The following is a 13,987-nucleotide window of genomic DNA, read 5'->3' on the forward strand; positions in this document are numbered from 1 at the left end:
ACCTCCCCGAGCAGCTCCGAGAACAGATCCGCGTAGAGCCTCCGCGCACCCCCGCCGTTCGTCAGCAACGCCACGGCCACCCCGGCCCCCGGAACCACCCGAAGATACGCGTACTGCCCGATAGAAGCCCCATCGTGGCCGAACCCCGGCACCCCGGACCAGTCGTACAGCGTCCACCCCAGCCCCCAGGCGTCGGCGCTGACCGTCCACTTGTCCGGTACCTCCACCTCGCGGCGTTGCATGGCCGCGACCGTCCCCGGGGTCAGCAGGCCGGCGCCGTCGGCGAGGTGCATCGCGGCCAGCCTGACCACGTCGCCGGCGCTGGCGATGACCCTGCCGTACGGACCCGCCGACCTGGGCATGAGGTCCCAGGCGGGGGCCGGCTCCGGGTCGGCGCCCAGGTGCCCCATGGCCGCGCGGAACCGCAGTGCCTCTTCGGGCAGCGTCATCGTCCGCGTGAGCCCGAGCGGGGTGAGAAGCCGGTCCTTCAGCGCGTCGTCCCAGGTCTGCCCGGTCAGCACCTCGACGACGCGGCCCAGCACGTTGTAGCCGACGCTGCTGTACGAGACCGCGATCCCGGGCGGGCAGTCCAGCGCCACTCCCCGGGCCGCCTCGACGTAGCGGGCCAGGCAGTCGTCACCCCGGCCGCCGTCGTAGTTGAAGTCGCAGGTCAGGCCGGAGGTGTGGCTCAGCAGTCGCCGGGGAGTGATCACCGGGGTGGCCGACGGGTCGGCGGTGGCGAAGTCGGGGAGCACGTCCACGACGGGCGCGTCGAGGTCCAGCGCGCCCGATTCGGCCAGTTGCATCACCAGCGTGGCGGTGTAGACCTTGGCGATCGAGCCGAGCTGGAACACCGAGTCGGTCGTCGCCTCCACGCCGGTCCCCAGGTGAAGCAGGCCGCCGGCCAGCTCGTGCACGTCGCCGTCGACGAGTACGGCCAGCGTCGCGCCGGGCACGTTGTGCGCGGCGCGCAGCTCGTCGAGCCGGGCCTGCCAGCGGGCGGAGTCGAAAGGTCGCGAAGTCATCAAATATCCCCTCAAAGGTCTCAGTGCGCTGCTGTCAGTTCCGCGTCCGAGCCGGCCGCCGCCACACCCACCCGGCCCTGGTCTCGGTCACGGTCTCGGTCACGGCTGCGGTCACGGTCGCGGTCGCGGTCGCGCAGCAGGGCGAAGGCCAGGACGGCCGCCGCCAGCGCGCCGCACGCCCCCGCGGCGAAGCTGAACGACATCGCCGTCGTGAACGCCTCGCGGGCGGCCTCCACCAGCCCGCCGTCCCCGGTGCGCGCGGCCACGGAGAGCGCGTCGCCGATCGACCGGCGGGCCTCCGCGGATGCCGATTCCGGCATGTTCCCGGTGAACGTACTCGCCAGGACGCTTCCCAGCGCCGCGACGCCGAGCGCCGCGCCGGCCTGCTGAACGGTGTCGTTGAGCGCCGAGCCCACCCCGGCGTGCTCCTGCGGGACGGCCCCCATCAGCGCCGCGATGGCCGCCGGCTGCGCCAGGCCGCCGCCGATCCCGAACAGCACCAGCGCCGCCGCCACCATGGGGAACCCGTCGCCGGCCGACAGGTTGGCCAGCAACGCGAACCCGCCCACCAGCACGAGCAGCCCGGCCACGGTCATCGGCCGGTTGCCCAGCCGCTGGCCGAGGGTGGCCGAGACGGCGTTGACCAGGATCACGGCCACTGCCATCGGCGCCATGGCGAGCCCGGCCTGCGTGGGCGTGAAGCCGAGCACGAACTGCAGGTACTGGGCCATCGCCAGCAGCAGTCCGCCGTTGCCGATCTGCACGAGCACGAGCGAGAGGCTGCCGCCGCTGAAATTGCGGTCCCGGAAGAGCTGCAGCGGCACCATCGGGTGCGGCGTCCGCAGCTCCCAGATCACGAACGCGGCCAGCCCCAGCACGGCCACGCCGAGCCCGATCAGGGTGCCGAGGTCGCCGATGCCGCGATGAGGAAGCTCGATGATCACCCAGACGAGGGCGGCCAGCCCGGCCATCGACAGGATCGCGCCGAGCGGGTCGGGCTTGCGCCACGGCCCCTTGGACTCCGGCATCCACGCCAGCGCCGCCGCGATGGCCACCACCACGACCGGGACGTTGATCAGGAACACCGATCCCCACCAGAACTCCGCGATCAGCGCGCCGCCCACGACCGGGCCGCCGACCAGGCCGACCATCAGCACGGAGCTCCAGATCGACATGGCCCTGCGCCGTTCGGTGCCGTCGAAGACGGTGATGAGGATCGACAGGGTGCTCGGCATGACGAGGGCGCCGCCGATGCCCATCAGCACGCGTCCGGCGACGAGTTGCGCGGGGCTTCCGGCGTAGGTGGCCAGCAGTGACGCCGCTCCGAAGATCACCAGTCCGATGATCATGACGCGACGCCTGCCGTACCGGTCAGAGAGGCTGCCGGCCGTGAGCAGGAGGCCGGCGAAGACCAGGATGTAGCCGTCGATGATCCACTGGATGTCCTGGGCGCCGGCGCCCAGGTCCTCGGTGAGCGGCGGGATCGCCACGGTGAGGACGCCGTTGTCGACGACCAGCACGAGCGTGCTGAGGCAGAGCACCAGCAGGATCAGCCAGCGCCGCGGGTGACGCTCCATCGGAAGTACCTCCCTGGAATTGAACGGTGTGCAGTGAGCATTGCACACTGTTCAGTGATTGCACAACGTACAATGACTCGCACGGCGTACAAGAGCCCGCTAAGCTGGGGCGGAACAGAGGAGGACGCCTTGTCCGAACAGCAGTCGTACCCCTCGGTGTGGACCCGGCCGCGCCGCACGCGGCGCGAGCAGCCGTCGCTGAGCAGGGAGCAGATCGTCGCCGAGGCGCTCCGGCTGCTCGACGCCGAGGGCATCGGCGCGCTCAGCATGCGGCGGCTCGGCAGTCAGCTCGGCTCGGTGGCCACCGCGATCTACTGGCACGTGGCCAACAAGGACGAGCTGATCGAGCTGGTCGTCGACGAGGTGTTCGGCGAGGTGAAGGTGCCCGTCGCCGGGAGCCGGGCCGAGTGGCGGGAGGCCGCCGCCACGCTGGCGCGCGACTGGCGGGCGATGATCCTGCGGCATCCGTGGACGGTGCACGCGCTGGACGAGATGGTGTCGGCCTTCCACGGACCCAACAGCCTGCGGCTCTCCGACGAGATGCTCGCGCTGTTCGAGGCGGCGGGGTTCGATCTGCTCGAAGCGGATCACGCCGGGAAAACCCTCATCTCGTACGTGCTGGGCATCGCGACGAGTGAGGCGGCGGCGCTGTCCAAGCTGGCGCGCGGCGACCAGAGCGAGCGGGAGTGGATCCAGTCCCTGTGGCCGTCCGCCGACGAGGCCGCGCGCGATCATCCTCGGCTGCGCGCGCTGTATGCCGCCTACCGCGACGCCGACCCGGGGAAGAATCGGGAGGACAGCTTCGCGTACGGGCTCGAACGGGTCCTCGACGGCATCGAGGCGCGGCTGCCGCGGTCGTAAGCTTGACCGGCGTGACGATGATCCCCCTGCGCCGTTTCACGGCACGCGCCCTGCCCGTCGACGATCAGGGCAGGGTGCTCCTGCTCCACGGGTTCGATCCGGCGAAGCCGGGCAAGCTGTTCTGGTTCACCGTCGGCGGCGCCGTCGAGGAGGGCGAGACGCTGCCGGAGGCCGCCTCGCGGGAGCTGTTCGAGGAGGTGGGCCTGCGGGCGCCGGCCGAGCGGTTCACCGGCCCCTACCGGACGGAGACCGTCGAGTTCACGTTCGGCCCGTACGCGATCACCCAGGACGACACGTTCTACGCGGTCCGCGTGGAGCCGGTCGAGGTGTCGTTCGAGCACATGGAGCAGATCGAGAAGGACACCACGGTCGGGCACCGGTGGTGGAGCGCCGAGGAGCTCGACGCGACGGACGAGGTCTTCTTCCCGCCGGACCTGGCGGCGGTGCTCCGCAAGATCACGACGGGCGCAGCACCCGCGTAGCGCCCGCGATCAGCGCCGTGGCCAGGATCCAGCCCGAGACGATCAGCGCGTACGCCAGCCCCTGCGTCCACCCCGCCGGGTCGAACTGGTCACGCTGCCCGAACGTGGACAGCGGGAGCAGCAGGTCGAAGGTGTAGGCGAAGGAGTCGAACACCGGGTTCTCGCCGGGCTTCACCGCACGCGGCGGGTTCAGCCCGAACACCACCGTGCCGAGCAGCAACAGCGCCCCGAACCACACCGCCGCCAGCCAGGGCCGATACCCGTAGCCGACGGTGGCGTCGAGCAGCCTCCCCCAGAACCGGGTGCGCGGCCCGCTGATCCCCCGCAATCCTCGCATCTTGGCGAGCTGGGTACGGCGGGCCAGCGCGTCGTTGCCGCCGCGCAGGTACCAGTCCGCGAGCTGCTCGTACGGCTGCGTCCTGAACCCCTCCGGGTCGCGGCTCACCCACTCGATCCTGCGCGCGAAGCCGTGACCGCGCAGACGTTCGTACGTGAGCCCGTTCAGCCGGAGCTTGTCCGGCCAGGTCGCCACGTCGTCGTGCAGGGTGCCGACGGTGGAGTGGGCCAGCGTCACCACGCCGTCGATCGGCTCGGACGGCTTGAGATAGAACTCGCGGGCCTCGATGTGGCTGGCGTGCAGCGCGTACGAGGTGTCGGGGCTGCGGATGACGCCCCGGAACGAGAACCTCCCGTTGATCCGCGAGCCCCGCAGCCGCAGGCAGCCCAGGGACAGGAAGTCGCCGGTGCAGCTCATCGCGTCCTCGACGACCAGGCCGTCGGCGACGAGCGCCTCCTCGCCCGGATTGCGGAGCTTCGCGCCGTCCAGTTTGAAGCCGCCGTTCAGCCGCGCGCCGACCAGGCGTACGGCACCGGAGAAGTCGGCGTTGCCCATGTGCGTCACCGAATCCACCACCATGGCGTCGGCGTAGAACGCCGGGTCCCCGTCCTCGGCGACGATCTTCGTCCCGGCCAGCCACAGCCCGCTCTCGAACTGCGCGCGTGCCACCCGGACCGTGCCCGGGACGTACGAGCCCGACAGGCTCAGATGGCCGGCCACCCGCATGCCGCCGCCGCTGAAACCCGGTAAGCGGCAGTCGGTCAGGCGTATGGTCCGGGTCGTCGCGCCGGTCAGGCGCACGGGCTCGTCCAGATGGCAGCGGCTGAGTATCAGCTCGTAGTCGACCGTCCCGCCGAGGATCGCCAGCGGGCCGGTGATCCGCGCACCGGTCAGCCGTACCGCCGGCACCGTGCCGGTGCCCGCGTCACGGGCACCGAGCAGCAGCTTCGCGATCACCTCGGCCCGCACGGTGCGCTCGGGCCCCCACGACTCGCCGTCGACGGGCGCGTTCGCTCCGGCGGTACGGTCGGCGTTCGCCTGGAAGGGGGCCAGGGTGACCATCCGGCCGGTCGGGAAGGCGTCCCACAGCTTCCGTTCGGCCTCGCTCAGCCGTGGAGATCGTCGCATACCGTCGATTCTCGCGTCAGCGGCGGTAGCCCGCCATGCGCTCCAGCCGGGCCACGCGCTCCGAGGTGGGCGGATGCGTGGAGAACAGGCGGCCCAGGCCCGCGCCGCTGAACGGGTTGGCGATCATCAGGTGGGAGGCCGAGGTCAGCCGGCTGTTCTCCGGCAGCGGCAGCCTGCGGGCGCCCATCTCGATCTTGCGCAGGGCGGAGGCGAGCGCGAGCGGGTCACCCGTGAGCCGGGCCCCGGACTCGTCGGCCTGGAACTCCCGGCTGCGGGAGATCGCCATCTGGATCATGCCGGCGGCCACCGGGCCGAGCAGCATCATGAGCAGCGCCCCGACGAACCCCGGGCCCTCGTCGTCATCGGAGCCGCCGAAGAAGACGGCCACGTAGCTCACCCAGGTGATCATCGTGGCCAGCGCGCCGGCCACGGACGAGATCAGGATGTCGCGGTTGTACACATGGGACAGCTCATGCCCGATCACGCCGCGCAGCTCCGCCTCGTCGAGCAGCTGGGTCAGGCCGTAGGTGACGCAGATGGCGGCCCGGCGCGGGCTGCGGCCCGTGGCGAACGCGTTCGGCTGCACGGTGGGCGACACGTACAGGCGGGGCATCGGCTGGCGGGCCTCGGTGGAGAGCTCCCGGACGATCCGGTAGAGGGTGGGCTGCTCGACCTCGCTGACCGGCCGGGCGCGCATCGCCGACAGGGCGATCCGGTCCGAGAAGAAGTAGGCGACGCCGTTGGTCACCAGGGCGAGCACGAAGGCGATCTGCAGACCGGTCCCGCCGCCGAGCCACGCGCCCGCGGCGAGGATAAGCGCAGACAGGCCGCCGAGCAGGATCGCGGTGCGCAGACCGTTGTGGTGCAAGGTTCCCCCCCTCGTGGTCCGGGTTCACCTGGTACAACGACGAGGCCCTGCCCCAGCGTTCCCCGCCGTGCCCACTCACGCGCGGAGCGCGACCCCACCCCGCAGCCCGAAAGATGCGTCGAGCACGCCCCGCCCCGCAGACCGCGAGTTCGCGGAGTGCCGCCGGCGTTCAGGTCACCGCCGTCATGTCACCGCCGTCATGTCACCGCCGTCAGGTCACCACCGTCATGTCGAGCACCAGCTGCGGCGCGGCCGAGAACAGGACCGCCACCGCAACCGCCACGCCGATCGCCGCCCACGCCGCCGGGGCCGGCCGCCGGGTGACCGCCGTCGCCTCCCCTGGGCTGAACAGCCGCGCAGTCCAGGCGACGTAGTAGTACAGCCCGATCACCGTGTTGACGGCCATCACCACGGCCAGCCACCCGGCCCCGCCGTCGACGATCTCCCGGAACACCACGATCTTGGCGAACAGCCCCGCCAGCCCGGGCGGCAGCCCCGCCAGGCAGATCAGGCAGAACGCCAGCGCCAGCGCCGCCACGGGACTCCGGAACGCCAGCCCCCGGTAGTCGTCGAGCTGGTTGCGCGGAGCCGTCCGCGAGATGAGCATGACCACGGCGAACGCCCCCAGGTTCATGGCGGCGTACATGACGAGGTAGGCCACCGACGCCCCGGTCCCGGCGGACGCCACCGCGAGCGGGGCGAGGATGTAGCCCGACTGGGCGACCGACGACCAGGCCAGCAGGCGTACGGCGGAGCGCTGGCGCATGGCCAGCAGGTTGCCTGCCGTCATGGTGAGCGCCGACAGGATCGCCACGATGGGCACCCCGGTGCCCGCCTGGCCGGACAGAGCGGTGACCAGGACCAGGATGAGCCCGGCGAACCCGGCGGCCTTCGAGATCACCGACAGCAGCGCGGCCACCGGAAGGGGAGCGCCCTGGTAGACGTCCGCCGCCCAGGCGTGGAACGGCACCGCCGCGATCTTGAACGCGAAGCCCGCCACGACCAGGACGACTCCGACGGTGACCACCCCGGGCAGGCCGTGGTCCGCCCCGAGAACGGACGCGCCCGGCCCGGGCCAGCCGGGCGCCGCCGCCTCACCCCCGAGCACCGCCCCGAGCCGGTCCAGGAACACGCTGCCCCCGATCCCGTACAGCAAGGACACGCCGAACAGCATGACGGCGGTCGACACGACGGACACCAGGAAGAGCTTGACCGCGGCCTCCGAGGAGCGGCCGTCGTAGCGTTTCAGCGCGGTGAGCGCGAAGACCGGGAGCGAGACGAGTTCGAGCGCCACGACGAGCATGATCAGGTCGCGCGAGGCGGGCAGCGTCACCGCGCCCACGAGTGTGCAGAGCAGGAGGAAGTACCACTCCCCCACCGGGATGTCGCCGCCGGCCAGCTCGGTCATCGACATCAGCACGATCACGACGGCCGCGACCAGCACCAGCCCGGCGAAGATCAGCGTGAACCGGTCGACCACGAACGAGCAGCCGTCGCCCGGGGCGTTCAGGCCGGGTGGAACGCAGAAGGTCGACAGCGCCGCGCCGCCCCTGACCGCCTGCGCCACCACGAACCCCAGCGCGACCAGCACCCCGGCCAGCGTGATCAGCCCCAGGGCCGGCCTGACCCTCGGCCGTGCGGGCAGGAAGGCGTCGAGCACCAGCACCAGCCCGGCGACCAGGGCGAGCGTGAGGGGCGCCGCGATGGCGAAGTAGTCGATCTCCTGGATCATGACAGCGCCCCCAGCAGGGTCTGCACGGCGGGCGTGGTGAGCGACAGCAGAAGCTTGGGCCAGAGCCCGAACAGCAAGGTCAACACGATGAGCGGCACCCAGGCGACCAGCTCATACCGCTGCACGTCCAGCATCCCGCCGCCGCGCTCCCCCACCGCGCGGCCATCCTCCCCCACCAGGCGGCCCTCCTCGCTCAGCGGGCGGTCTTCCTCGGGCACGGGGGGCTCCCCTGCCGGGTGGCCGCGCTCCTCGGCGGCCTCCTCCTGGGGGTGGCCGTCCTCGCCGGTGGCGGGCGGCGGCGTTTCCAGGGGCCGGACGGGGCGTTCGTCCGGTGTTTCCCATCCGGCCGCGCCGCTCGTCACCTCGGCCGTGGCTGAGATGGCGGCGGTACGGTCGTCGAGGCCCACGTCTCCCCGCCCGCCCGCCGTCACCAGGGCGGGCCGGGGCACGGCGGGGACGCCGTGGGTGACGCGGGACAGCATGACGAGGAAGTACGCGGCCGTCAGCACCGCCCCCAGCCCACCGACGACCATGAACGTGAGGAACAGCCCCCGTGGCAGACCTCCGGCCGGCTGGAAGGCCCCGAGGAGCGCGAGCATCTCGCCCCAGAACCCGGCCAGCCCCGGCAGCCCGAGCGAGGCGATGGCGGCGAACGTGAGCACCGCCCCGAGATGCGGCAGCGTCGCCAGCATGCCACCACCGAGCGACGGCATGTCGGCCGTGTGGTAGCGGTCCTTGATCCCTCCGGCCACGAAGAACAGCAGCCCCGTGATCAGCCCGTGCGCGACGTTGGCGAACAGCGCGCCGTTGACCCCCACCGTGGTCAGCGTCGCGAACCCCAGCAGCACGAACCCCATGTGCCCGACCGACGAGTAGGCGATCATCCGTTTGAGGTCGCGCTGGGCCAGACAGGCCAGCGCCCCGTAGATGATGCCGACCACCGCCAGCGCCCCGAGCCAGGGCGCCACCGCCACCGCCCCCTCGGGCAGGATCGGGATCGCGATGCGGGCGAAGCCGTAGGTGCCCATCTTCAGCAGCACCCCGGCCAGCAGCACCGACCCGACCGTGGGCGCCTCGGTGTGCGCGTCGGGCAGCCAGGTGTGCAGCGGCCACATGGGCGTCTTGACCGCCAGCCCGATCCCGACCGCGGCGAACGCCAGCACCTGCACCGACCTCGACATGCCCGCGCCATGCGCCTCGCCGAGCGCCACGATGTCGAGCGTGCCGGTCTGCGCCCAGATGAGCAGCAGCCCGAGAAGCATGACGACCGAGCCGAGCAGCGTGTAGAGGATGAACTTGACCGCCGCGCGCCGCCGCCCCTCACCGCCCCACACGGCGATCAGGAAGTACATGGGCACGAGCACGATCTCGAAGAACACGAAGAACAGGAGCAGGTCGAGCGCCAGGAACGTACCGATCATGCCCACTTCGAGCACGAGCAGCGTGAACACCAGCGCCCTCGGCCTCGCCCCTCCCGGCCGGGCCCTCAGCAACTGCCCAGGCCGCCGGCCACCGCCCCAGCTCAGATAGGCGAAGCAGAGGAACGTCAGCAGCGCCGTCAGCACCACCAGCGGCAGCGAGATCCCGTCGACGCCCAGATGGAACCGCAGGCCGAGGCCCGGGATCCACGGCTGGTCCACCGCGAACTGAGGCCGCGCCGCCCGCCCGTGGTCGAACGCGGCCATCATGACCACGGCCAGCACCAGCGTCGCCCCGGACACGACAGGCCCGTAGAGCCGCAGCACCGGCCGGAGCGCGCCCGGCGCAACCACGAGCGCCACGGCCCCCAGCAACGGCACGCCGACCAGCGCGACGGACACCCAGCCCATCATGCGACCACCACCCCGCCCACGCCGCCGGGCGGGACCGCCGGGTCAGGAGTCATATGAACACCACCGCCCCCACCGCGATCAGCAGGACACCGGCCAGGAGACCGCTCACGTAGAGCTGCACATTGCCGTTCTGGGCGAGCCGCAGCATCCCCGACAAAGCGTAGGCCGACCGGCCCGAGCCGCGCACCGCGCCGTCCACCACCGTGTCGTCCGTCCTGACGACCAGCCTGGCCAGCGCCACGACAGGGCGTACGAAGATCGCGGCGTACAGGTTGTCGACGTAGAACGCCCGCTCGCACGGCACGCGGAGCGGCCCGAGCAGGCGCGCCGGATCGGCCACGGGGTCGGCACGCCACGCGGCGTAGGCCACTCCGGCGCCGAGCAGCGCGAGGGCGACGCTGGTGGCGGCCACCGGCACGTCGAGGTGCGCCCCGCCGGCGAACCCGAGCAGCAGCGCGGGCACCGCGAGGAGCGCGACGGGCACGAGCATGGTGCGAGGCGCCTCGCGGGTGTCGATGACGTGGGCGGTGCCGGGTTCGGGCTCGGCGAGCGCGATGGTGCGCACCGGGCCGAAGAAGGTCCGCAGCCAGGCCCGGGTGGCGTACGCGCCGGTGACGGCGACGGTCGCGAGCGCGCAGCCGTACAGGAGCAGCGCGGCGGCGTCGGTCAGGCCACCCGCGAGCGCGCCCTCCATGGTGGCGAGCAGGGCGTCCTTGCTGAAGAAACCGCTGGTCGGGGGCAGGCCCATGAGAGCGGCGAAGCCGACCGTCGTCGCCGCGAACGTGACCGGCAGCTCCCGCCGCAACCCGCCCATCCGGGTCATCAGGTTGGAGCCGACGTGGTGGATGACGAGACCCGCGCACAGGAACAGCAGCGCCTTGAACGCGCCGTGCGTGATCAGGTGGAAGATCGCCGCGGTGTCGGAGCCGGCCGCGAGCCCGCCGGCCATGTAGGCGAGCTGGCTGACGGTCGAGTAGGCCAGGACGCGTTTGAGGTCGTCCTGGGCGAACGCGGCCAGGGCCGCGCCCAGCATGCCGAGCGCGGCCAGCACCGCGAGCACGTCGAGCGTCGGCGGGGCCGCGGCGAACGCCGGGAACAGCCTGGCCACGATGAAGATCCCCGCGGCCACCATGGTCGCGGCGTGGATCAGCGCGCTGATCGGTGTCGGACCCGCCATCGCGTCGGGCAGCCAGGTGTGCAGCGGCACCTGCGCGCTCTTGCCGGCGACCCCCGCGAGCAGCAGCATCGTCGCCGTGACCAGCGTCGCAGCGGACATCTCGGGCACCCGCGCCAGCACGTCGCCGATGCGGAAGCTGCCCGCGCCCATCCCGAGCACGAAGATGCCGAACAGGAACCCGACGTCACCCAGCCGCGTCACCAGGAACGCCTTGACCGCGGCGCGCGAATTGCCGCGATCCTCCCACCAGTGCCCGATGAGCAGGTAGGAGCACAGGCCCATGACCTCCCACCCGACATAGAGGACCAGGAGGTCACCCGCGTAGACCACCAGCAGCATGGCGGCGGTGAACAGGCTGATGAACGCGCTGTAGGACGGGTAGCGGGGGTCGTCCCGCAGATAGCCGATCGAGTAGACCTGCACGGCCAGCGCCACCACGGTGACGAGCACGCCGAGGATGCCGGACAGCGCGTCGGCCTGCAGTGTGAGCGAGATGGGCACGCCGCCGGTCTCGATGCTCCCGTAGGTGTCGCCCACTGCCGCCGACGGGCCCTCGCCCGTCAGGAACCCGAACCCGTGCCCCCACGCCACCGCTGCGGCGAGCACCGTCGCGGCGGCCGTCGGGACGACCGCGATCCACGCGGCCCGCCGGTTGGCCCGGACCGACCCGCCGTCCCCATGCCGCCCGCCGTCCGATGCGGGAGCGCCGGTTGCCGTGGGCCCCGTGTCCTTGGCGGGATCGTCCTCCGTCGAAGAGGCACGTCGGTGGGGCCATCGGGACAGCAGCAGACCTGCGGCGGCGGCCAGGAAGGGCAGGAGTACGGCCAGCAACGGGAAGGTCGTCACGACGTGCCCCCTCGCTTGACGCGGCGGCCGTCGCCCCGCTCCGCCGGATTGTCCACCGCCGGGCCGTCCACCGCCGGGCCGTCCTCCGGGGCAGGCGACGGCTGGTTGTCGGCACTGCGCGGGCGGGGCTCGGCGGGCGTGGCGGAGGCGGCTCCCGGAGGGCCGGGATCCGCCGGGCCACGGGCACGAAAGGCGGCCACGGCCTCCAGATCGCCGCCGCGGGCATTCGCGTCGACGGGTGCGACCGCCTGGGCCGGCATCTGGGACAGGTCGTCCTCCGGCTCCGCGAGATCACGCAGGTGGTCGATGTCTACCGTCTGACGGTTGCGGAAGAGGGCGAGCACGATGGCCAGCCCGACCCCCACCTCGGCGGCGGCGATCACGATGACGAACAACGTCAGCACCTGCCCGCTGTGCAGCACGTCACCGAGCCACACGTCGAACGCGACCAGGTTGAGGTTGACGGCGTTGAGCATCAGCTCGACCGACATCAGCACCAGGATCGTGTTGCGCCGGGCGAGCACACCGTAGACGCCGATGGAGAACAGAAGCGCCGAAACCACAGCGGGGTAGACGATGTGCACTAATGCCCCCTGTCCATGCGGGACGTGCCATCCGCGGCTTCTCCGCCGGGCGGGCCGCTGGAGTTGCCCGATCCCCGGCTCCCAGGATCGGAGGACGATCCCGTACGGGATCCGCCGGTGATGTCGGTGCGGGACAGGACGATGGCGCCGATGAGGGCGGCCAGCAGCAGGACGGAAAGCGCCTCGAACGGCAGCACCCATGTGCTGAAGACGCTGGCGCCCAGCTCGCGCGCCGCGCCCGCGCCGGGCTTGAGCGGCGAGTAGGCCATCCGGAAGCCGTCGATCACCACCGTGACCAGGATCGCCGCCGTCGCCAGCGCCACCACGGCCGCCGTGACCTTGTTACGGCTGTCGAGATCGGTGGAGCGGCCGATGGGCGCGCGGGTGAGCATGATGCCGAACAGCAGCAGCACCACCACGGCGCCCACATAGATGAGCACCTGAACCCAGGCCACGAACTCGGCCGTGAGAACGAGATAGCAACCCGCCAGGGCGCCGAAGGTCAGCACCAGCCAGAGTGCGGCATGGACGAGTTGCCGCGTCGTGACGACGAGCAGCGCCGATCCGACCGCCACAGCGCCCAGGAGCAAGAAGATGATCTCCTGCCCGGTGGGCGACAGGTAGGAGGGCACCGCTTCGGTCACTACTCCTCCTCGGTCTCCCTCGACTGGTCAGGGTCGAGCCGCCCGGGTGGACGGACGGAACGTGGGTCGGCCATCCTCCGCCTGCGCGGGCTCGAGCCAGAAGTCTGCCCTTGTGGACCGGACGCCGGGCCCGGTTCCTGCGCGCCTGTGGAAAACTCTGACCCAGCGGGCTCGCCTGTGGACGAAGCCTCGCCGGTCGACTCGTCACCTGTGGATGACCGCTCGCCGGCGTCCGCGTCTGTGGACGAAGCCTCGTCGGCGTTCGCGGCCGGCGACGCCGGTGAGCCGGTTTCCCGGTCCGCGGCGGGGGCCTCTGCGTCGGCCCCGGCCGGCGTCGGCGCCTCACCGGCCCCGTCACTGGCAGGAGGGACGCCGTCGCGGTCCTTGCTTTCGGGGCCGGTGTCTTCCTCCGCCGTTCGCTTCGGCGAGCCGGGTGTCGAGTCCTGCGGGCGGGACGGGAGGCCACCAGGAGGGCGGATGCCGCGTACGTTCGCCATCGAGCGGCGTGGGCGGGCACCGCCGGACTTGTCGGCATCTGGGGACGGTTGTCCCTGCGCCTCCTCCGGTCCGGTGCCGACGGCGCCCTGGTCGGGCGCATCTGCCCCGGGAGGTACGGCGTCACCCGTACCGAGCTCAGGCCCGGAAGGAGCTGTGGCCTCGGACGGTTCCGCACGACCGCCCGGCCCAGCGGATTCCCCGGCCGCGCCGCGACGCCCGCCAGGAACCCCGGCCCCGGCATCCGGACCGCCGGCCGTACCCGACTGATCGCCCTGAGCCGGACCGCCGGCCGTATCGGGCTGTTCGTCCGCAGCGCCAGCCGTACCGGGCCTGTCGCCGGTACCAGAACCGGCCGCTCGGGACGCAGCGGAGGGGCGGGCAGCGCGGTGGCGTCGG

At 72.0% G+C, this 13,987-nt stretch carries 11 protein-coding genes and 1 pseudogene; 3 read left to right on the top strand and 9 right to left on the bottom strand.

What is annotated here, in order from left to right; translation table 11 throughout:
- Both ADY59_RS42220 and ADY59_RS42225 read right to left on the bottom strand, forming a co-directional pair.
- Positions 1-1,025, bottom strand: a 1,025-nt coding sequence (locus ADY59_RS42220) for a serine hydrolase domain-containing protein (protein ID WP_049575346.1), incomplete at its 3' end; no start/stop codon positions are given.
- Positions 1,026-1,045: 20 nt separating this feature from the next.
- Positions 1,046-2,602 carry an MFS transporter gene (locus ADY59_RS42225; RefSeq protein ID WP_082310820.1) on the bottom strand — a complete coding sequence of 519 codons (1,557 nt, stop codon included), beginning with the start codon at positions 2,600-2,602 and terminating at the stop codon, positions 1,046-1,048.
- 129 nt (positions 2,603-2,731) lie between these two features.
- Between ADY59_RS42225 and ADY59_RS42230 the strand changes: the two genes are divergently transcribed.
- Entirely contained in the window at positions 2,732-3,463 is a 732-nt protein-coding gene (locus ADY59_RS42230; protein ID WP_231619155.1) for a TetR/AcrR family transcriptional regulator, read from the top strand.
- Between the two features lie 17 nt (positions 3,464-3,480).
- On the top strand, positions 3,481-3,945 hold the full coding sequence (locus tag ADY59_RS42235) for an NUDIX hydrolase (RefSeq protein WP_049575373.1): 465 nt from the start codon (positions 3,481-3,483) through the stop codon (positions 3,943-3,945).
- On the opposite strand, the gene ADY59_RS42240 is transcribed toward ADY59_RS42235, so the two are convergent.
- The 7 genes and pseudogenes from ADY59_RS42240 to ADY59_RS42270 form a co-directional block, all read right to left on the bottom strand.
- Positions 3,920-5,410, bottom strand: coding sequence for a hypothetical protein (locus ADY59_RS42240; RefSeq protein WP_049575351.1), 1,491 nt, complete (start codon positions 5,408-5,410; stop codon positions 3,920-3,922). The genes ADY59_RS42235 and ADY59_RS42240 overlap by 26 nt on opposite strands.
- A gap of 16 nt (positions 5,411-5,426) precedes the next feature.
- Positions 5,427-6,278, bottom strand: coding sequence for a zinc metalloprotease HtpX (htpX, locus tag ADY59_RS42245; protein WP_049575355.1), 852 nt, complete (start codon positions 6,276-6,278; stop codon positions 5,427-5,429).
- 211 nt (positions 6,279-6,489) lie between these two features.
- Positions 6,490-8,010 (bottom strand): NADH-quinone oxidoreductase subunit N, encoded by a 1,521-nt coding sequence (locus ADY59_RS42250; RefSeq protein WP_049575358.1) that lies wholly within the window; start codon positions 8,008-8,010, stop codon positions 6,490-6,492.
- Positions 8,007-9,842 carry an NADH-quinone oxidoreductase subunit M gene (locus ADY59_RS42255; RefSeq protein ID WP_331459576.1) on the bottom strand — a complete coding sequence of 612 codons (1,836 nt, stop codon included), beginning with the start codon at positions 9,840-9,842 and terminating at the stop codon, positions 8,007-8,009. Before ADY59_RS42255 ends, ADY59_RS42250 begins: the two co-directional genes overlap by 4 nt.
- Before the next feature lie 49 nt (positions 9,843-9,891).
- Positions 9,892-11,865, bottom strand: a complete 1,974-nt coding sequence (locus ADY59_RS42260) for an NADH-quinone oxidoreductase subunit 5 family protein (RefSeq protein WP_049575361.1) — start codon at positions 11,863-11,865, stop codon at positions 9,892-9,894.
- A 302-nt stretch (positions 11,866-12,167) separates the two neighbouring features.
- A pseudogene (nuoK, locus tag ADY59_RS42265) lies at positions 12,168-12,449 on the bottom strand (NADH-quinone oxidoreductase subunit NuoK); the annotation flags it as partial.
- Positions 12,449-13,093 carry an NADH-quinone oxidoreductase subunit J family protein gene (locus tag ADY59_RS42270; RefSeq protein WP_049575364.1) on the bottom strand — a complete coding sequence of 215 codons (645 nt, stop codon included), beginning with the start codon at positions 13,091-13,093 and terminating at the stop codon, positions 12,449-12,451. The pseudogene nuoK and the gene ADY59_RS42270, both read right to left, overlap by 1 nt.
- A 545-nt stretch (positions 13,094-13,638) precedes the next feature.
- Between ADY59_RS42270 and ADY59_RS53000 the strand changes: the two genes are divergently transcribed.
- A partial coding sequence (locus ADY59_RS53000; protein WP_442937796.1) for a hypothetical protein occupies positions 13,639-13,987 on the top strand: 349 nt, incomplete at its 3' end.

The sequence above is a fragment of the Nonomuraea sp. SBT364 genome, from assembly GCF_001083785.1.
In the GTDB taxonomy this organism is placed as follows: domain Bacteria; phylum Actinomycetota; class Actinomycetes; order Streptosporangiales; family Streptosporangiaceae; genus Nonomuraea.

Coding starts and splice junctions, on each gene's coding strand:
- ADY59_RS42250 (WP_049575358.1), bottom strand. CDS start 8,010: ATGATCCAGGAGATCGACTACTTCGCCATCGCGGCGCCCCTCACGCTC.
- ADY59_RS42225 (WP_082310820.1), bottom strand. CDS start 2,602: ATGGAGCGTCACCCGCGGCGCTGGCTGATCCTGCTGGTGCTCTGCCTC.
- ADY59_RS42240 (WP_049575351.1), bottom strand. CDS start 5,410: ATGCGACGATCTCCACGGCTGAGCGAGGCCGAACGGAAGCTGTGGGAC.
- ADY59_RS42255 (WP_331459576.1), bottom strand. CDS start 9,842: ATGATGGGCTGGGTGTCCGTCGCGCTGGTCGGCGTGCCGTTGCTGGGG.
- ADY59_RS42235 (WP_049575373.1), top strand. CDS start 3,481: ATGATCCCCCTGCGCCGTTTCACGGCACGCGCCCTGCCCGTCGACGAT.